Origin of the sequence: Streptosporangium oxazolinicum (assembly GCF_039537505.1) — a bacterium.
In the GTDB taxonomy this organism is placed as follows: domain Bacteria; phylum Actinomycetota; class Actinomycetes; order Streptosporangiales; family Streptosporangiaceae; genus Streptosporangium; species Streptosporangium oxazolinicum.
This window is the reverse complement of record NZ_BAABAQ010000015.1, coordinates 194,196-212,492: the sequence shown is the minus strand read 5'-3', so window position 1 is coordinate 212,492 and position 18,297 is coordinate 194,196. Positions and strand designations below refer to the sequence as shown.

The 18,297-nt window shown below is 69.8% G+C and carries 14 protein-coding genes; 6 read left to right on the top strand and 8 right to left on the bottom strand.

The annotated features are described in order from the left end of the window. Nucleotides 1-100: 100 nt before the first annotated feature. The 4 genes from ABD817_RS33385 to ftsE form a co-directional block, all read right to left on the bottom strand. On the bottom strand, nucleotides 101-1,987 hold the full coding sequence (locus ABD817_RS33385; RefSeq protein ID WP_344922292.1) for a penicillin-binding transpeptidase domain-containing protein: 1,887 nt from the start codon (nucleotides 1,985-1,987) through the stop codon (nucleotides 101-103). 2 nt (nucleotides 1,988-1,989) lie between these two features. Beyond that, nucleotides 1,990-2,457 (bottom strand): SsrA-binding protein SmpB, encoded by a 468-nt coding sequence (gene smpB, locus ABD817_RS33380; RefSeq protein ID WP_344922291.1) that lies wholly within the window; start codon nucleotides 2,455-2,457, stop codon nucleotides 1,990-1,992. A 121-nt stretch (nucleotides 2,458-2,578) separates the two neighbouring features. Continuing rightward, nucleotides 2,579-3,487, bottom strand: a complete 909-nt coding sequence (gene ftsX, locus ABD817_RS33375; protein WP_344922290.1) for a permease-like cell division protein FtsX — start codon at nucleotides 3,485-3,487, stop codon at nucleotides 2,579-2,581. A gap of 31 nt (nucleotides 3,488-3,518) precedes the next feature. After that, nucleotides 3,519-4,208 carry a cell division ATP-binding protein FtsE gene (gene ftsE, locus ABD817_RS33370; RefSeq protein WP_012888192.1) on the bottom strand — a complete coding sequence of 230 codons (690 nt, stop codon included), beginning with the start codon at nucleotides 4,206-4,208 and terminating at the stop codon, nucleotides 3,519-3,521. A 236-nt stretch (nucleotides 4,209-4,444) separates the two neighbouring features. Here ftsE and ABD817_RS33365 point away from each other — a divergent pair, with 236 nt between their 5' ends. Next, nucleotides 4,445-4,636, top strand: coding sequence for a hypothetical protein (locus tag ABD817_RS33365; protein WP_344922289.1), 192 nt, complete (start codon nucleotides 4,445-4,447; stop codon nucleotides 4,634-4,636). A gap of 133 nt (nucleotides 4,637-4,769) precedes the next feature. Here ABD817_RS33365 and prfB read toward each other — a convergent pair whose 3' ends face one another. Next, nucleotides 4,770-5,888, bottom strand: coding sequence for a peptide chain release factor 2 (gene prfB, locus ABD817_RS33360; protein WP_344922288.1), 1,119 nt, complete (start codon nucleotides 5,886-5,888; stop codon nucleotides 4,770-4,772). 65 nt (nucleotides 5,889-5,953) lie between these two features. On the opposite strand from prfB, the gene ABD817_RS33355 reads away from it, so the two are divergent. Next, nucleotides 5,954-7,045, top strand: a complete 1,092-nt coding sequence (locus ABD817_RS33355; protein WP_344922287.1) for a DUF8094 domain-containing protein — start codon at nucleotides 5,954-5,956, stop codon at nucleotides 7,043-7,045. A 72-nt stretch (nucleotides 7,046-7,117) separates the two neighbouring features. Here the strand turns inward: ABD817_RS33355 and ABD817_RS33350 are convergent, their stop codons facing one another. The 3 genes from ABD817_RS33350 to ABD817_RS33340 form a co-directional block, all read right to left on the bottom strand. Further along, entirely contained in the window at nucleotides 7,118-11,998 is a 4,881-nt protein-coding gene (locus ABD817_RS33350; RefSeq protein ID WP_344922286.1) for an NAD-glutamate dehydrogenase, read from the bottom strand. 560 nt (nucleotides 11,999-12,558) lie between these two features. After that, nucleotides 12,559-12,738, bottom strand: coding sequence for a zf-HC2 domain-containing protein (locus tag ABD817_RS33345; RefSeq protein ID WP_344922285.1), 180 nt, complete (start codon nucleotides 12,736-12,738; stop codon nucleotides 12,559-12,561). 23 nt (nucleotides 12,739-12,761) lie between these two features. After that, complete coding sequence (locus ABD817_RS33340) at nucleotides 12,762-13,301, bottom strand: sigma-70 family RNA polymerase sigma factor (RefSeq protein WP_329090583.1); 540 nt, start codon at nucleotides 13,299-13,301, stop codon at nucleotides 12,762-12,764. Between the two features lie 307 nt (nucleotides 13,302-13,608). Between ABD817_RS33340 and ABD817_RS33335 the strand changes: the two genes are divergently transcribed. The 4 genes from ABD817_RS33335 to ABD817_RS33320 all read left to right on the top strand — a co-directional run bounded on the left by ABD817_RS33335 (nucleotide 13,609) and on the right by ABD817_RS33320 (nucleotide 18,171). Continuing rightward, nucleotides 13,609-14,280 (top strand): DUF4142 domain-containing protein, encoded by a 672-nt coding sequence (locus ABD817_RS33335; protein WP_344922284.1) that lies wholly within the window; start codon nucleotides 13,609-13,611, stop codon nucleotides 14,278-14,280. A 5-nt stretch (nucleotides 14,281-14,285) separates the two neighbouring features. Then, on the top strand, nucleotides 14,286-15,752 hold the full coding sequence (locus ABD817_RS33330; protein WP_344922333.1) for a DUF1996 domain-containing protein: 1,467 nt from the start codon (nucleotides 14,286-14,288) through the stop codon (nucleotides 15,750-15,752). 143 nt (nucleotides 15,753-15,895) lie between these two features. Further along, the gene (locus ABD817_RS33325; protein ID WP_344922283.1) at nucleotides 15,896-16,717 is read left to right on the top strand and encodes a ferric reductase-like transmembrane domain-containing protein; all 822 of its coding nucleotides are present in this window, start codon (nucleotides 15,896-15,898) and stop codon (nucleotides 16,715-16,717) included. Next, a complete protein-coding gene (locus ABD817_RS33320; protein WP_344922282.1) occupies nucleotides 16,714-18,171 on the top strand; it encodes an NADH-ubiquinone oxidoreductase-F iron-sulfur binding region domain-containing protein in 1,458 nt (485 codons plus the stop codon). Before ABD817_RS33325 ends, ABD817_RS33320 begins: the two co-directional genes overlap by 4 nt. Nucleotides 18,172-18,297 lie beyond the last annotated feature (126 nt).

The window sequence follows — 18,297 nt, the reverse complement described above, 5'->3', positions numbered from 1 at the left end:
GCGACCGAGTCCGCAACCCCCCAAGCGGAGCCCGGTCACTTAGAAAGACGCAAACGAGACACCCTGCGGTTGCTCAGGGTGAAAAAATTATTACAGATAGTCACAGTCCGGCATGGAGCCCCTGGAAGAACCGCCCGGCGACGATCGCCCCCGCCGCGGCGTCCGAGCTCTGCGCCAGCACGGCGACGGCCACGTCCCCCTGCCACCCCACGAACCAGGCGAGCGGCTTGCGGTTCTGCGAGGCGACGGCGGTGATGCCGTGCACGGGGTCGCCGAGGGCCGAGGCGGCACGCGCCGAACCCGCGGTCACCCCGCTGCGCATGAAGGCGCGGAGGGTCTCGACCGTCTTGTCGTCCAGTTTTACCGGGTCGGGCGCCTTGACCGGCTTGGCGTCGGTCGTGGGGTCGGCCGCCCGGGGCTCGGTGACCAGGACCGGCGGACGCCAGGTGCCCGAGGCGACGGCCCCCGCGACCAGCGCCATGGACAGCGGGCTGACCAGGACGTTCTGCCCGGTGATCGCCCTGGCCGTGGCCGCGTCGTTCTGCAGCGGTTTCATGGAGCCGCTGAACGACTTCAGCGGGAGGGTCCACGGCACCCCGATGCCGAACTTCGCGGCGTCGGCCGCCAGCTCCGAGCCGTTGATCCTGCGGGCCAGCGCGGCGAGCGCGGTCACGCAGCCGGTGGCGAAGTTGGCCTGGAGGGTCGGCGAGCCCCCGGCGGGCACGCCCTCCTGGTGGAACGCGGCACCACCGACGGACCTGTCGGCCGGGCAGGCCACCTTCTGCTTGGGGTCGATCTTCGCCCTGAGCATGCCCTCGACGGTCGTGATCGAGAAGGCGGTCCCGGCCGGGAACCTCCCGGCGAGAGCGTGCCGCTCCTGGTTGTACTGCTCGGTGCTGGACACCGCCAGGATGTCGCCGGTCGAGGCCTGGACCGCGACCAGCATGCCGGGGGTCCCGCCCATCAGCGCGCTGTCGGCCGCCTTCTGGTGGGAGCGGTCGAGCGTGGTCTGGACCGGCGAGGTGGAGCGGTCGGGCCGCCACTTCTTGAGCTCGGTCACCTTGAGCGTCTTGAGGTCGACGGTGATCACACGCGTGTCGGTCGAACCGGTCAGATGCTCCTGGTACGCCTTCTGCAGACCGGCCCTGCCGACCGTGTCCCCGGCCCGCTGCGGGCCGCCGAGCTGCTGCTCGCTCTCCGGGGTGACGGCGGTGACGGTGCCGACGATCTGGGTGGGCGAGGCGGGGGCCACCGCCTGCTCCTGCTCGGAGAGGACGAGGCCGGGGATCGCCTTCAGCTGGGCGCTCAGCTGCCCGAACTTCGTACGGCCGAAGGTGACCAGCGGCACCTGGATGTTGGGCGGCGCGGAGCGGATCCGGCTCAGCAGGCGGTCCTGCGGGAAACCGGTGATCTTGGAGAGCTTCTCGCAGAGGTCGTCCGCCGCGCCGCTCTTCAGGTTGGCCGGGACCACGCTCGCCACGTGCAGGACGGCCTTCTCCTGCAGCGGTTCGCGGTTGCGGTCGAGAATCGGCTGGCGGCCCTCGGGGGTGACCTTCACCGCGAACCGCTCGCCCTCGCGCAGCTGGGGGTGCAGGACGCTGGGCGACCAGCGCACCCTCCACTGGCCGTCGACCAGGTGGAGCGGCAGCTTGCCCTCGTACTCCCACAGGGGGTTGTTCTCCCCCAGGTCGACCTCGGCGTCGAAGTCGGCCTCGACCTCGTCCGCCGCGCGCCGCATGCTCGTGACGTTGAAGCGGAACGAGGCCGCGTCGAGCTGGAGCTTGGCGTCCTCCAGCGCCCGGCTGACCACCTTCTGGTCGCCGTCCGTGCGCTTGGCCGCGGCGGCGTAGTCGCCCGTCTGCCAGCCGATCAGGAAGTCACGCACCGCCTCGTGGGCCGAGGGCTCCTCGAAGCACGCGGACAACATGGGAGCCGTCGCCGCCAGCGCGAGCGCGGCGGCGGTGGTTCGCCGGGCCCTGCCCCTCACGATCACCTGTTCCTGTGCCTGAGCGCGCGCGCCATCTCCCGCTTGGCCTGGTTCTCGGCCAGCGTCTGCCGCTTGTCCCAGTCTTTCTTTCCCTTGGCGAGGCCGATCTCTATCTTCGCCCTGCCGTCCTTGAAGTAGATGGCGAGCGGCACCAGGGTCAGGCCGCCCTCCTTGGTCTTGGAGACCAGCTTGTCGATCTCCTTGCGGTGGAGCAGGAGCTTGCGGGTTCGGCGCGCGGCGTGGTTGGTCCAGGTCCCCATGGTGTATTCGGGGATGTGGACGTTGATCAGCCAGGCCTCGCCGTCCTTGATGACGGCGTACCCGTCGAGGAGAGAGGCGCGGCCGAGCCGCAGGGACTTGACCTCCGTGCCCTGGAGCACGAGGCCGGCCTCGTAGGTGTCCTCGATGTGGTAGTCGTGCCAGGCACGCTTGTTCTGAGCGATTACCTTCCGCCCGGTCTCACGTGGCATGTCTGGAGCCTACCGGTGACCGGGGCCACGGGCCGCGCCCGCGAGCGTGGGCGGGGCCTCGATCGGCCCTCGGGCGCACCGCGCTCGCGGGACGGTCACGGCGGACGGGGTCACGAGATCGTCACACCCGCAGGTAGCGGCGGAGCGTGACGAAGGACGCCAGCACACAGATGAGCACGCCGAAGACCATGGTGACACTGATCACCGAGGCGACCGTCTCCCAGGACAGCTGGCTGTCGGGAGAGAGGCTGAGCTGCACCCCGTCGAAGAGGAAGACCTTGCTGACGATCAGCAGCATCGCGGCGAGCACACCGCCGATCAGGCCGGCGATGACGCCCTCCATCACGAACGGCAGCTGGATATAGAGGTTGGAGGCCCCCACCAGCCGCATGATGCCGGTCTCACGCCTGCGGTTGTACGCCGAGAGCCTGACGGTGTTGCCGATCAGGAGCGTGGCCGCGAAGACCAGGATGATCGCCACCACCAGGGCCGCCCAGCGGAGCTTCTCCAGCAGCCCGAAGAACTTCTCCAGGAGCTCCTTCTGGTTGACCACGTTGGAGACCCCCGGGGCGCCCTTGACCGCCTCGATCACCGGCCCGTAGGCGTCGGGGTCCTTGAGCTTGACCCGCAGCGACTCGGGCATGTCCTCGACCTGGATGGCGGAGAGCAGCACGGTGTTGTTGGCGTTCTGGTCCCGGAAGTTCTTGTAGGCCTCGGCCGCGTTCTCCACGGCGACCGACTCGACCTGGGGCATGGCCTCGATGGTCGACTTCAGCTCGGCCTGCTCCTGGGCGTTGACACCACCGCTGCCCTTGCACTGCGGGAAGGGATCGTTCTTCTTGCACAGGAAGACCGAGACCTCGACCTTGTCCGCCCAGAAGTCCTTCATGCTGGAGATCTGAGAGTTGATCATCAGACCGACGCCCAGCAACGCCATGCCGATCGCCACGGTCACGATGACCGCGATGGTCATCGTGAGGTTGCGGCGGAGGCCGATCCAGACCTCGGAGAAGATGAAGTTTGCCCGCATGCTCTTCCTGTCGCTCTATCCGGTCCTGGTGTCAGTACGCCTGGCCGTACACGCCTCGCGACTGGTCACGGACGATCTTTCCGTCCTCCAGTTCCACCACCCGCTTGCGCATGGAGTCGACGATGGCCGCGTCGTGCGTGGCCATGACGACCGTGGTGCCGGTCCGGTTGATCCGGTCGAGCACCTTCATGATGCCGATGCTCGTCGCGGGGTCGATGTTTCCGGTCGGCTCGTCGGCCAGCAGGATCATCGGCCGGTTGACGAACGCACGGGCCATCGCGACCCGCTGCTGCTCGCCACCGGACAGCTCGTCGGGCATCCGGTGTGCCTTGCCCTCGAGGCCGACCAGCTCGACGACCTCCGGGACCACCTTACGGATGAAACGCCGGGGTTTGCCGATGACCTCCAGAGCGAACGCGACGTTTTCGTACACGTTCTTGTTCGGGAGCAGCCGGAAGTCCTGGAAGACGCATCCGATCCGGCGGCGCAGGTGCGGGATCTTGAAGTTGGACAGTCGGGCGAGGTCCTTGCCGGCCACGTGGATCGCGCCCGAGTTGGGGCGCTCCTCCTTCAGGACCAGCCGGAGAAAGGTCGACTTCCCGGACCCCGAGGGGCCGACGAGGAACACGAACTCGCCCTTGTCGACATCGACGCTGACGTGGTCCAGCGCGGGCCGGTTCTGGTTCGCGTAGACCTTGGTGACATTATCAAAATGGATCACGGGCGCATCACGGCATGCCAGTCTAGGGGTTAGGACGGTCGCAGGAGTGGCAGAGGGCCACTTCCGCCTCTCGCCGGCCGGGGGGCGCCGGTCTTTTACTCTCGATCGACGTTCCGGTTGGCCGGAGCCCAGTCTAGGGGGAAGACTGGCATGGAAAGCCCATAACGGAAACAAAACGATTCGGCGCCCGGTAACGACCGCATAAAGTAGTTCTGACCTCGAAGAGGGAGGACGTCATGAGCTGTGAAGACCTGGTCTGCGCGGGGTGCGCTCACCCCGTGGCCGAAGGCCGCTGCCCCCGCTGCCGCGCGTACCGCGAGCGGATGCACCAGAACGCCTTCGGGAGCATGACCCCCGCGCTCGTCGCGCTGGTACTGATCGCGCTCTTCTTCCTCACCCTCGCCCTGAAGCACCTCAGCGGCGCCTGACCGCTCCCCGGAGCCTCCCGCGGGGCTCCGGCGGCGGTCGAGGAAGGAAAGCGGGGAAAACCGCCCCACGGGCGCTCGCGGGCGCCCGTGGGCGAAACCCGCGAAGGCACGCGAGACGGGGCGGCGGGCGGGCCTACTCGTCGGCGCCCGACTCCTGGCGGCGGGTCCAGCGGATCTCTGCCTCGATGAAGCCGTCCAGGTCGCCGTCGAGCACCCCGCTCGGGTTGCCCTCCTCGGCGCCCGTCCGCAGGTCCTTGACGATCTGGTACGGGTGGAGCACGTAGTTACGGATCTGGGTGCCCCATGACGTGGTCGACTCGCCCCGGATCTCGTTCAGCGCCGCCTTCTCCTCCTGGCGCTTGCGCTCCAGCAGCTTGGCCTGCAAAACCGCCATCGCGGTCGCCTTGTTCTGCAGCTGCGAGCGCTCGTTCTGGCAGGAGACCACGATGCCCGTGGGCAGGTGGGTCAGGCGGACCGCGGAGTCGGTCGTGTTGACGCCCTGGCCACCGGGCCCCGAGGAGCGGTAGACGTCGACGCGCAGGTCGTCCTCGTTGATCTCGATGTGGTCGGTCGTCTCGACGACCGGCACCACGTCGACGCCCGCGAAGGAGGTCTGGCGGCGGCCCTGGTTGTCGAACGGGCTGATGCGGACCAGCCGGTGGGTGCCGTGCTCGCCGCGGAGCGTGCCGTACGCGTAGGGGGCCTTGACCGTGAAGGTCGTCGACTTGATCCCGGCCTCCTCCGCGTAGGAGGTCTCGTAGACGTCGGTCGGGTAGCCCTTGCGCTCGGCCCACCGCAGGTACATCCGCTGGAGCATCTGGGCCCAGTCGGCGGCGTCCACGCCGCCCGCCTGTGACTGGATCGTGACGACCGCCTCGCGGGCGTCGTACTCGCCGGACAGGAGGGTGCGGACCTCCAGGGCGCCGATGTCGCTCCTCAGGGACTCCAGCTCGCGGTCGGCCTCCTCCCGCGTGTCGTCGTCCTCCTCGTCGGCGGCGAGTTCGTACAGGACGGAGAGGTCGTCCAGCCGCCGCCCCAGCGACTCGATCCTGTTGATCTCGCCCTGGAGGTAGGAGAGCCTGCTGGTGACCTTCTGCGCGCGATCCTGGTCGTTCCACAGGTCGGGCGCGGCGGCCTGATCCTCCAGCTCCTCGATCTGCTTGCGCATCGCGCCGAGGTCGAGCACGTCCTGGATGCTGTTCAGCGTCCCGGTAAGCTCGGTGATCTGTTCTGCCGGATCGATGAGTGCCACGTCTGTAAAGGGTACGCGACCTTCCAACCCCATCGTGTACGGCGTGCTCCCCCACCATGGCTAGCATGGCCCGCATCGGGGAGCATCGGGAGGTAGACGTGCGCGAACACGGGCGACCGGGTGTGCTCGCACTCGCGCTGGCGTTGATCACCGTGATCACCGCGACCGCGGCGTGCTCCGGTTCCGGCGACGTCCGGCCGGAGCGGAGCCCCTCGGCCGGCGGTGCCACGCCCGCCGCCCGTCCCAGGGTCGTCCCCTCACCGCCCCCGGTCACGCTCACCGAGGCCGCGAAGGCGCTGGCGGGCGTCGTGGGCGCCGACGGGGTGCTGGGAGCGGCGACGCCGCACCTGGACGCCGACCGCATGCTCATGCTGGATCAGACCCGCGACGGGCAGAAGGCGCTCAGCACGGCGGCCTTCAACGGCTCCGCCGAGGCCCTCCCCCACTACACGTGGGGCGCCCCCCGGCTGCTGGTCCCGCGCAACCAGGCGGGCCCGCTCTGGTTCGCCGCGGTCGTGGACCGCGAGGAGTCCTCGGGCCGGGTCCGCACCGCCGTACTGACCCTGATGCGGCAGGGTGGGGAAGACTGGCAGATCAGCTCGACCTCGCTGCTCGACGAGGGCGTCGAGCCCCCGGTGGTCGCCACCGACGCGGAGGGGTACGCGACGGCGCTGGGCGAGGAGGACGCGACGGTGGCGATCAGCCCTCGGCTGATGGCCCCGCTGCACGCGACCTCGGCCGAGGAGGGCAAGCGGGGGTTCGCGGCGAAGCTGATCGAGGAGGGCCCGCACACCACCGGCTTCGCCGACGAGATCACGAAGAAGCGCGCGGACGAGAAGAGCAACTGCCTTGGCTACGACTCGATCTTCGCCGCGAGCAACTACCCGGTGCACGCGCTGCGCACCGCCGACGGCGGCGCGCTGGTCCTCTACTCCCTGATCAGGACGACGACCCGGACGATCAAGGTCACTCCGTGCGGGTCGGAGATCCCGATCCCGCCCGAGGCCAGGAAGCTGACGAAGGAGCCGTTCATCCTCAAGGAGCTGCGCACGGTGGAGACACAGCTGTACGTGAGCACGGTCCCGGTCAAGAGGAGCGGCCGTCCCGCCAGGGTGATCGGCTATCTCGGCGGCATCACCAAGGTCACCGCGAGCTAGCCGCACCGACGCGGGAGGCCGGGGACACGACCGGTCGGCCGGGCCCCGGTGGGAGGCCCGGCCGGCCGGAGGTCAGGCGTCGGTGTGCGGGAGGTTGATGGTGGCCACCAGCGTGCGGATCGCGCGCAGGGCCACCGACAGGGTCGCCAGGTCGAAGGTGTCGCTCTCCCAGATCTCCGAGAGGGTCTGCCGCGCCCGCGAGACCGCCGCCGAGTTGGCCTCGGTCCAGCGCGCCAGGCGCTCCTCGGGCGACAGTCCGGGCGTGCTGTGCGTCAGGACGTCGTGGGTGAGCGCGGCGTGCGCGGCGTAGAGGTCGTCGCGCAGCGCGGCTCGCGCCATGGAGTTCCAGCGGCTGTCCCTGGGCAGCGCGACGACGCGCTCGCGCAGCCTGGAGAGCTGGAGCCGGTCGGCGAGGTCGAAGTAGACCTCGGCGACGTCGTGCACCGGCCTGCCGGTGCGTGAGGCCACCTCGACCAGGTCGAACGTGGAGTAGGCGGGCACCATCGCCGCCACGCGCTCGGCCAGGTCGCCGGGGACGCCCCGGGAGACGAAGCCGTCGCGCCGCTCCTCGAACGCGGACAGGTCGGACCCGGTCAGCAGCTTGGGCAGGTGCGGCAGCAGGCCGTTCATGCCCTTGGCGAAGAAGTCGACGGTGGAGGCGAGGTCCAGCGGCGGGCGCCGGTTGCCCAGCAGCCAGCGGGTGCCCCGCTCGACGAGCTTGCGGGCCTCCAGCTCCATCGCGATCTGGGTGGAGGTGTCGACCTTGTTGTCCAGCTCCTCGATCTGCTGCCAGAGGCTGGGCATGTCGAAGACCTCCCGCGTGACCAGGTAGGCGCGGGCGATGTCGGGGGTGGAGGCGCCGCTCTCCTCGCCGAGGCGGAACATGAAGGTGGTCCCGCTGGAGTTGACCAGGTCGTTCACCACCCCGGTGGTGATGATCTCCCTGCGGAGCGGGTGGGCGTCCATGTAGGCGCGGATCCCGGCGTCGCGCAGCGCCGACGGGAAGTAGGACACCAGCCAGGACGCCAGGTAGGGGTCGTCGGGCAGGTCGGAGGCGAGGATCTCGGCGTCGGTCACCAGCTTGGTGTAGGCGAGCAGCACCGAGAACTCCGGCGCGGTCAGCCCGAGACCGGCCTGGCGGCGCTCGGCGAGCGCCTTGTCCGACGGCAGGAACTCCAGCTTTCGGTCGAGCAGCCCGGCCCGCTCCAGCCTGCGCAGCTGGCGCGAGTGGATGTGCAGCATGTCGGGGGCCTGCGCGCGGGCGGCGGCCAGCACCACGTTCTGGTCGTAGTTGTCGCGCAGGACCAGCTCGGCCACCTCGTCGGTCATGTCGAGGAAGAGCTGGTTGCGCTGCTTGTCGGTGAGCTCCCCGTCGCGGACGGCCCGGTCGAGCAGGATCTTGATGTTGACCTCGTGGTCGGAGGTGTCCACCCCGGCGGAGTTGTCGATGAAGTCGGTGTTGACCAGGCCGCCGTTGAGCGCGAACTCTATCCGGGCGAGCTGGGTGAAGCCCAGGTTGCCGCCCTCGCCGATCACCTTGCAGCGCAGCTCGGCGGCGGTGACCCGCAGGCCGTCGTTGGCCTTGTCGCCGACGTCGGCGTTGGACTCGCTCGACGCCCTGACGTAGGTGCCGATGCCGCCGTTCCACAGCAGGTCGACCGGGGCCCGCAGGATGGCGCTGATCAGGTCGTTGGGGGCCAGTGACGTCACGCCGGAGTCGATGCCGAGCGCGGCGCGCGCCTGCGCGGAGAGGGGGATCGACTTGGCCGTACGGGGCCAGACGCCGCCTCCCTTGGAGATGAGCGAGGCGTCGTAGTCGTCCCAGGAGCTGCGGGGCAGCGCGAACAGCCGGGCGCGCTCGGCGTAGCTCCGGGCGACGTCCGGCTGGGGGTCGATGAAGACGTGCCGGTGGTCGAACGCCGCGACCAGCCTGATGTGCTGGGAGAGCAGCATGCCGTTGCCGAACACGTCACCGGACATGTCGCCGATCCCGGCCACGGTGAAGTCGGTGCCCTGGATGTCGACGCCGGTCGTGCGGAAGTGGTACTTGACCGACTCCCAGGCGCCCCTGGCGGTGATGCCCATGGCTTTGTGGTCGTAGCCGATCGAGCCGCCGGAGGCGAAGGCGTCGCCCAGCCAGAAGCCGTACTCCTTGGCCACCGCGTTGGCGATGTCGGAGAACGTCGCGGTGCCCTTGTCGGCGGCGACCACCAGGTAGGTGTCGTCGCCGTCGTGCCTGACGACGTCGGCGGGCGGGGCCACCTCGCCGTCGACGAGGTTGTCGGTGAGGTCGAGCAGGCCGGAGATGAACATCCGGTAGCAGGCGATGCCCTCGACCAGGGTGTCCTCCCGCGACCCCGACTTCGGCGGATTTTTTACGACGAAGCCGCCCTTGGAACCGGTGGGGACGATAACGGTGTTTTTCACCATCTGCGCCTTCACCAGCCCGAGCACCTCCGTCCGGAAGTCCTCCATCCGGTCCGACCAGCGCAGCCCGCCCCGCGCGACCTTGCCGAAGCGCAGGTGCACGCCCTCGACCCTGGGCGAGTAGACGAACACCTCGAACTTGGGCCGGGGCAGCGGCAGCACGCTGATCGACGGCGAGTCGAGCTTCAGGCTGACGTACGGCTTGCGCTCGCCGTCGGCCCGCTGGAAGTAGTTGGTCCGCAGGGTGGCGCCGATCATCTCCAGGTAGGCCCGCAGGATCCGGTCCTCGTCCAGCGAGGCCACGTCGTCCAGGGCGCCGATGATCTCCTCGTGCAGCGCGTCGGACAGGTCGGAGCGGACCTCGGCCGGGCGCCGGGGGTTGAGCCTCGCCTCGAACAGGCGCACCAGCAGCCGGGCGAGCCGCACGTTGCCCATCAGCACCCGCTCGATGTACTCCTGGCTGAACGTGGTGCCCGCCTGGCGCAGGTACCTGGCGTACACGCGCAGGATCTCGGCCTGCTCCCAGGTCAGCCCGGCGGCCAGGACGAGCCCGTTGAACCCGTCGCTCTCCACCCGCCCGGCCCACAGGGCGCCGAACGCGTCCTGGAAGAGCCGCTTGAACTCGTCCCTGTCGACCTCGGGCGAGGGCGTGTAGCGCAGGCCGAAGTCGTAGATCCAGGCGTCCTTGGTGGCCGGGTCCCCGTCGCGGTCGATCTCGTACGGCCGCTCGTCGACCACCTCCACGCCCATCCGCTGCAGCAGCGGCAGCACCCGCGACAGGGAGACCGGCGCGCCGAGGCGGTAGAGCTTGAAGCGGCGCTCGTTCTCCGGGGCGTCGTACGGCTCGTAGAGGTTCATCCCGATCTCGTCGGAGGAGGCGGCCAGCGCCTCCAGGCGGCGCAGGTCGGCGACCGCCATCCGGGCCGGGAAGTCGGCCTTGTACCCCTCGGGGAACGCCGGGGCGTAGCGGCGCACGAGCTTGGGCGCCTCGTCCTCGGAGCTCAGCTCGGTGATCGCGGCGACCAGGTCGTCCTCCCAGGACCTGGTGGCGGCGGCGAGCCTCGCCTCCAGCTCCTCGACGTTCACCGTGTCGGCGCGCAGCGGCCTGCCGCGCTCGCCGCGCACGACCACGTGCAGCCTGGCGAGGGCCGACTCCCCGATCATCGCGCTGTAGTCGAAACTGGTGGCGCCGAGCGCCCTGAGCAGGATGTCCTGCATCTTGATGCGGATCTTGGTGGTGTAGCGGTCGCGCGGGAGGTAGACCAGGCACGAGACGTAGCGGCCGTAGTCGTCCGGGCGCAGGAAGACCTTGACCTGCTTGCGCTCGCGGAGCCTGAGCACGCCGAGGGCGATCGGCAGCAGCTGCTCCACGGAGGTCTGGAAGAGCTCGTCCCTGGGGAAGGTCTCCAGGATCTCGATCAGGTCCTTGCCGTCGTGGCTGTCGGCGGTGAGCCCGGCGAGCACGAGCACCTCGGCCAGCTTGCGCCGGAGCACCGGGACGCGCGAGATCGACTCGCTGTAGGCCACGTGGGTGAAGAGGCCGAGGAAGCGCCGCTCGCCGACGACCTCGCCCGAGGCGTCGAAGAGCTTGACGCCCACGTAGTCGAGGTAGGCGGAGCGGTGCACGGTGGCGCGGGTGTTGGCCTTGGTGACGATCAGCATCTGCTGCTTCTCGCGGGCCTTGGCGCGCAGCTCGGGCGGGAGCGCGGCGAAGCTGCCGGAGTCGGCGCTGTCGTTGCGCAGGATGCCCAGCCCGGTCCCGGGCATCGGGTGCAGCCGGTCGCCCTCCTCGCCCTCCTCCAGGCGGTACTCGCGGTAGCCGAGGAAGGTGAAGTGCCCGTCGGCCAGCCAGCGCAGCAGCTCCAGGCTGTCCTCCACCCCGGCGGGGTCGAGGGGCGGCGGGTTGGCCGAGACGTCCTCGGCGATCCGCAAGGCGAGGGTCCGCATCTTGACGAAGTCCTCGACGGCGCCGCGCACGTCCTCCAGGACGCGCTGCAGGTCGGCCTCGATCGTCTTGAGCGCGGCGGGGTCGGTCTGCCTGTCGATCTCGAAGTGCATCCAGGACTCGGCGAGCACCTGCCCGGTGACGTCCTCCTCGCCGCGCCCGAGCAGCTTGCCCGTCATGTCCCTGCGCACGCGCATCTGCGGGTGGACGACCAGGTGGGTGCCGATGTCGTGCCGGTCGAGCTCCATGGTCACCGAGTCGACGAGGAAGGGCATGTCGTCGGTGACGATCTCCACGACGGAGACCCCGGGGTCCCAGCCGTGCTCCTCCAGGGTGGGCGTGTAGGCCCGCACCAGGGCTCGGCCCTGGGGACGCCGCTCGGCGAGCTGCCGCTGGGTCATCGGCGGGCCGTACACGTCGACAGGGTCGCGGCCGAGCAGGTCCTCCGGGGCGACATGCCGGTAATAGAGCCGCAGGAAGGCGAGCGCCTCCTCCACGCCCACGTGATCACTGCCCGGTGTGCGCGCGCACGTCTCCGCGGCACTCCTCAGCAGCTCGTCCTTGGCCTCGTCGAGCGGCATGTCGCTCTCACTCCTTTGTGAGGGATTTTGCATAGTTAGGCGAGAATCCACGGTGGATCTCATGATTTCTACGGAAGTAGTGCCCCGCAGAGAGGGGGTGATGTCGCCCGCGCCCTCCGGGATGCGGCGCCCTCGTCCGGCCATCCGCTCCCGGCCACACTCCGATCCCCGGGGATCGGGGCGCGAAACGCCCACCACGGGGTGATCGCCTCGTTATGGGTGATCTGGATTTCGGCCAGGCGCCGCGGCTCGTCATGGGAACCGCGGTCTCTCGCCGCTGCCGACGGGGAACGGAAGGGCTCCTGGTCGGAGACGGCGGGTTCTCCCCGTGAGGTGGCGGTAGGGCAATCATTCCACAGGGTCGCCTCGGAACGGCTACGGCGCAGCCGGGCGAGTCTGGCCTCGCTCCGGACGCCTCGCCCGGCGGGCCGGGCCGGTCGGCCCGCACTCCGCCCATCGGGCATGGCCCGCGGCACGACACCTCCAGTGGCCGTCTGTCCCGGTCCTCGTTGACCGGGACACACCACCGTTCCTGATATCACCCCAAAAGCGGCTAAACGTCAATGTGGTGTGCGGTCGTCGTCCAGGGCATTGGAGCGGTCCCGCTTCACCGCATCGAGGAGTCCGGGAACCTCGCCGAGTTCCCGGAGCTCGACCTGACACTCCTCGCAGGTCATGAGATGGCGGTGAAACGCCTCGTGGTCCTCTTCGTCGAGCACCCCGAGCGCGAACGCCGCCACGTCATGATGCGGGGAGGGCAACATCAGCTCGCGACACCTCTCTCCTTCAGGACCTTTCGGAGAGCCCGGATTCCGTAGTAGAGCCGGGACTTGACCGTACCCGGCGGGATCCCGAGGATCTCCGCCGCCTCGTTAATCGTACGGTCCCGTAGGTAAGTCTGCTCGATGACTTCGCGGTGTTCTGGGGACAGTTCTCGCAACGCCTCGGCGACGATCATCGCCTCCAGCGCGCGATCGGCCCCGTCGGGAACGGGCACAGCGTTCGCGTCGGCGGGTTCGACCTCCTGTGGTCTCGTCCCTCGCCTGCGACGACCGTCGATGACGATACGTCGGGCGACGGTCAGGAGCCAGGCCCATAACAGGCCGGGCTCTCGTTGCAACCTCCCTGCGTTACGCCAGGCTCGGACGAGCGTCTCCTGGACGACGTCCTCCGCCCATTGCAGATCGTTACCGGTGGCCTTACGCACATGGCGGAGCAGGGGTACACCGAACTCCCGGTACAGGTCTTCTACCAGGAGGACATCGGTGTCCGCGCTCTCGAACCGACTGTCGAGTTGACGCACGGGCACATCTTTACACCTTCGTTATCAGTCCCGTCTGCAACTCTGGCAACTCCAGTCATTTCTAACTATCTCATCACTTCTCCTGAACCACCCCGGGCGACGCCGCGTACCTCCCTCCAAGTGCGCCCGCACCGGCGGGCCTCGAGGGAAGGAAACGACATGGCAGTGCGGCACATTCCGTGGCCGGTCGGAGCTGTCCTCCTCCTCACGCACCCGGCCCCGTACGGGCCGGGCGGCACGTTCGCCACCGCGCCGGGCGCCGAGAGGGCCCCGGCAGCGGCCAGTCTCTGAGAGCGGAACCGGGCCAATGTTCAGATCACTGTTCCGCCGCTTCAAGAACGGCGAACCCCTGCTGTTCGGGGCCTTCATCGCGATCGCCGCCGTGGCGGTCGTCCTGATCACCCCGCCCGGCGGCGGGGCCTCCGCCGCCCAGGGCTGGGTCCAGACCCCGCAGGGGCCACTGGGCGCGGCCGACCGCGACCTCCTGGTCAAGGTCCGCCTGGCCGGACTCTGGGAGATTCCCAGCGGCCAGCAGGCCCAGCAGAAGGCCGCGAGCAAGCGGGTGAAGGAGGTCGGCATGCACCTGATGACCGACCACCTCAAGCTCGACGAGCAGGTCCGCGCCCTCGCGGCGAAGCTGAACGTGCCGCTGCCCGACCAGCCCAACGCCGACCAGCAGGGCTGGATGGCGGAGCTGGCGGCGGTGAAGCCGGGCGCCGAGTACGACCTCCTGTTCGCCAAGCTGCTGCGGGCGGCCCACGGAAAGGTCTTCGGGGTGGTCGCCGGCGTACGGTCCGGCACCCGCAACGACCTGGTCAGGGCATTCGCCCAGCGGGCGGTCGAGGTGGTCATGAAGCACATGACCCTGCTGGAGAGCACGGGGCTGGTCGACTACTCGGAACTGCCCGAGCCTCCGATGCCCTCCCCGCCGCCGCCCGTCTCCGCTCTCGACACACCTGTGAGGAGAGAAATCGCTTGAACATCATGAAACGCTCGCTCGTCTCCCTGTCCGCGCTGGCCCTCGCCGCCAGCACGCTCACCACCGTCACGTTCACGGTGGCGGTCACGACCCCCGCCTACGGTGACCACTGCGATCCCGCCGAGCAACAGGCCCAGAACCAGCGAAGCCAGCAGGACCAGAACCAGCAGAACCAGAACGCTCCCGCCCAGGACCAACCGGCTCAGGACCAGCCGGCCCAGGACCAGCCCGCGCAGGACGCTCCCGCTCAGGACCAGAACCAGGACCAGCCCGCTCAGGACCAACCGGCCCAGGACCAGCCCGCCGACGCGCCTCCCGCGGGCGGCAGCCTCATCCAGGCGTCCCCCACGGAACCGGCCGCCCCCGACGAGCCCTCCCAGCCCGCCGACCAGCAGGCCCAGGACCAGGAGAACACCGGCGGCGCCGACAACGCCCGCCGCCGGCCCACCCAGGCCCCCTCGCAGAGCCCCACCCAGGCACCCACCGACGCTCCGCCCGCCGACAACCCGCCGACCGACGCCCCGGCCGACCCGCCCGCGGAGACGCCCGCCCCCAGCGAGACCCCCGCTCCCCCGCAGGACGACGAGGACGACGAGGAAGCCGAGTGCGCCGACCTCGGGCCGTTCCCCGAGGACTTCATCGACATCCGGCAGGTCCCGAGGAACGTCCAGGAGATCCGGCCCCGGCGCAGTGGCTCCGCCGGCCTCTTCACCTCCCGGTGCGGCAGGAACGAGAACGGTCACCACAACTCCGACAACTTCATCGTGGCCCCCGGCGTGACCAACGGCGCCCACCACATCCACGACTACGTCGGCAACCTGTCGACCGACGGGTTCTCCACGGACCAGTCCCTGGCCGCAGCGGGCACCACCTGCGCGCTCAACGACCGCTCGACCTACTTCTGGCCGGTCCTTCGCGACCGTACGACCGACGCCAACGTCGACGACGCGGACGGCAACGTCGGCACCATCATGCGGGCCCGCCAGGTGAGCCTGCAGTTCCGTGGGAACGCGGTCTCCAAGGTGAGCCCGATGCCGCGTTTCATCAGGATCCTCACCGGTGACGCCAAGGCCGCCACGAACGGCGGCGCGAACGCCCTCGCCAAGTGGACCTGCACCGGGTTCACCAACCGGATCACCACCAAGTACCCGCTCTGCCCGCGCGGCAGCCAGCTCGTCCGGATCCTGGACTTCCCCAGCTGCTGGGACGGCCGCAACAACGACAGCGCCAACCACCGCACGCATGTGCTGTTCCCCGACGCGAACGGCGCCTGCCCGTCCGGCACCAAGGTCATCCCGCAGCTGCGGATGACCCTGACCTACGCCACGCCGCGCACGGCGTCCTTCGCGCTGGACTCCTTCCCCGAGCAACGGCACAACCCCGTCACCGACCACGGCGACTTCGCCAACGTGATGCCCGACCGGCTCATGAGGCTCGTCGTCGACTGCATCAACAGGAACCGTCGCTGCTGACGGCATCCCGCCGGGACCGCCGCTCCCCGTCTCCGCGCCTCTTCCACACCCTGCGGAGACGGGGGGCGGCATCTCGCGATATCAGAGTCCATCACCCTCGTACGCGGACGTCGTTCGAGCCGCTTCGCAGACAGGAGCCATAGGTGGGTAACAAACGGACTCCAAGACATACCCGGTCGGAGGCCGGGATCAGTCTCGACCAGAGGCCGGCCAGGATCGGCCTCGGTGTCACGATCACGGTCTCCGTGGTCGGCCTCCTCGCCCTCGGGCGGACGGCGCCCGGCATGGAGGTGGCCGCCACCATCCGTGGCGTCTTCTCGTTCTTCTCCGGCGTGATCGCCCTCGTGTCGCTCACCGCGACCGTGGCGCTCGGCCTGCTCTCCGCCGACCGGATCGTGCTGCCCGTCCTGGGCAGGATCCGCTCGCAGCTCGTCCACCGGGCCGCCGCCATGCTCGGCATGGGCTTCCTCGCCATCCACGTCATCATGAAGATCATCGAAAGCAAGACCTCCCTTCCCTCCGTCGTGATCCCGCTCTCCGCGAGCGGCCAGGGCCTGTACGTCGGCTTCGGCGCCATCGCCTCCGACCTGATGATCGTCGTCTTCCTCACCGGGGTCGCCCGAGCCAGGTTCGCGGAGAACCGCAGGCCGTGGCTCTGGCGCATGCTGCACGGCTCCGCCTATCTGGCGTGGCCGATGGCGGTCCTGCACGGGCTGACCGCGGGCCGCGCCCCCGCCGAGTGGGTGACCTGGAGTTACGTCGTCTGCCTGGTCGCGGTGGGAGCCGCCCTGCTGATCAGGGTCATCTCCGAGCTGCAGCCCAAGCCGATCGTCGTGCGCGAGGAGGTACCGGTGGAGGTACCCGTCGCCGCGGAGCTGACCCCGCCCACGAGCATCGTCGGCCGCATCCCGCGCATCGTCCGTGAGGAGCAGCCGGAGCTTCGTCGTATCGGAGATGTCGGATGATTCCCTACCGCGTTCCCCCCGTCCGCCAGCTGGGACCCGCCCGGCTCACCGCCGGGCTTGAGGACTGCCGCAGGATGGACCTCGCGGAACACCGCGACATGCACGGCACGGCGCCGGGCATGTCCGGCGAGGAGCTGGCCGCGCTGGCCGACGAGGTGGACATGCGCGGGCGGGGCGGGGCCGCGTTCCCCTTCGCCCGCAAGGTACGCGCGGTGATGGACAAGAAGTCGGAGAAGATCGTCCTGGTCAACGCGGCCGAGGGCGAGCCCGCGAGCAGCAAGGACACGATGCTGCTCACCAGGACCCCCCACCTGGTCATCGAGGGCGCGCTGCTCGCGGCGGGCGCGATCGGCGCCAAGCAGGTCGTGATCGCGACCGTCGAGGGCGGCATGGGCCAGGCGTCCGTGGCCGCCGCGGTCGAGGAACGGGGCATCAGCGACCAGGTCCGGGTGGTCGGCATCGTCGAGAGGTTCATCTCCGGCGAGGGCGGCGCCCTGGTCCGCTCGGTGAACGGCCTGGTCGGGGAGCCGCCGGGCCGCAAGGTCAGGGCCGTGGAGAGCGGCGTGAACGGGCTGCCCACCCTGCTGTCCAACGCCGAGACGTACGCGCAGCTCGCGGTCCTCGCGACCCTGGGCGCGGAACGGTACGCCGACGTCGGCACGGCGCGCGAGCCGGGGACGGTCCTGCTCACCGTGGGAGGCTCCGCCAAGGCCCCGGCCGTGGTCGAGGTCGCGACCGGCACCCCGCTGTACGCCGTCCTGGACGCCTGCCAGGCCTCCACCGGCGACGGGGTGCTGGTCGGCGGCTACCACGGCGCGTGGCTCCACGCGGACGCCGCGGCCGTGGCGACCGTCTCCCGCCAGGGCATCCTGGAGGCGGGCGGCCAGCTCGGCGCCGGGATCATCGTGCCGCTCGGCGGGGAGACCTGCCCGCTGGGCGAGACGGTCAGGGTCGCGAAGTACCTGGCCGCCCAGTCGTCGGGGCAGTGCGGCCCCTGCCGGCTCGGCCTCCCGGACGTCGCGCAGTCGATGGCCGAACTCGTGAAAGGCTCGGCCTCCGCCCTGGACGAGCTGCGGAGCAGGGCGTCGAGCGTCAAGGGCAGGGGCGCGTGCTTCCACCCCGACGGAACGTCCAGGTTCGTGCTGTCGGCGCTGGACGCCTTCCCCGAGGACATCGAGGAGCACCTCCTGCGCGGCGGCTGCGGGCGCCCGGTGCTCGGCGTGCTCCCCCTGCCCCCGCAGGAGAACGAGCCCGAGGTGAAGCTCACCGTGGACTGGACCCGCTGCCAGGGCCACGGCCTGTGCGCGCAGCTCGCCCCCGACCTCGTCCACCTCGACGAGCACGGCTACCCGGTGTTCGGCCGCGACACCGTACCCACCCAGTTCCGGCGGATGGCCCGCAGGGCCGTCGAGATGTGCCCGGCCCTCGCGCTGCGCGTGGCGCAGGAGGCGTGAGCCGTTCTCCCTTTCCTCTTTCTTCGTCAGGTTTCCTCACGGGGTGATGCGAATGTGACCAACCAGAAGGGTGGTGCGGTCGTCCTATCGGGCAGATGACACCGAACCTCGGGGAGAAACGACATG

What these genes read in the sequence shown, in the direction of transcription:
- smpB (WP_344922291.1), bottom strand. Translation starts at nt 2,457, where the DNA reads ATGCCACGTGAGACCGGGCGGAAGGTAATCGCTCAGAACAAGCGTGCC.
- ftsX (WP_344922290.1), bottom strand. Translation starts at nt 3,487, where the DNA reads ATGCGGGCAAACTTCATCTTCTCCGAGGTCTGGATCGGCCTCCGCCGC.
- ABD817_RS33365 (WP_344922289.1), top strand. Translation starts at nt 4,445, where the DNA reads ATGAGCTGTGAAGACCTGGTCTGCGCGGGGTGCGCTCACCCCGTGGCC.
- ABD817_RS33355 (WP_344922287.1), top strand. Translation starts at nt 5,954, where the DNA reads ATGGCCCGCATCGGGGAGCATCGGGAGGTAGACGTGCGCGAACACGGG.
- ABD817_RS33350 (WP_344922286.1), bottom strand. Translation starts at nt 11,998, where the DNA reads ATGCCGCTCGACGAGGCCAAGGACGAGCTGCTGAGGAGTGCCGCGGAG.
- ABD817_RS33335 (WP_344922284.1), top strand. Translation starts at nt 13,609, where the DNA reads ATGTTCAGATCACTGTTCCGCCGCTTCAAGAACGGCGAACCCCTGCTG.
- ABD817_RS33330 (WP_344922333.1), top strand. Translation starts at nt 14,286, where the DNA reads ATGAAACGCTCGCTCGTCTCCCTGTCCGCGCTGGCCCTCGCCGCCAGC.
- ABD817_RS33320 (WP_344922282.1), top strand. Translation starts at nt 16,714, where the DNA reads ATGATTCCCTACCGCGTTCCCCCCGTCCGCCAGCTGGGACCCGCCCGG.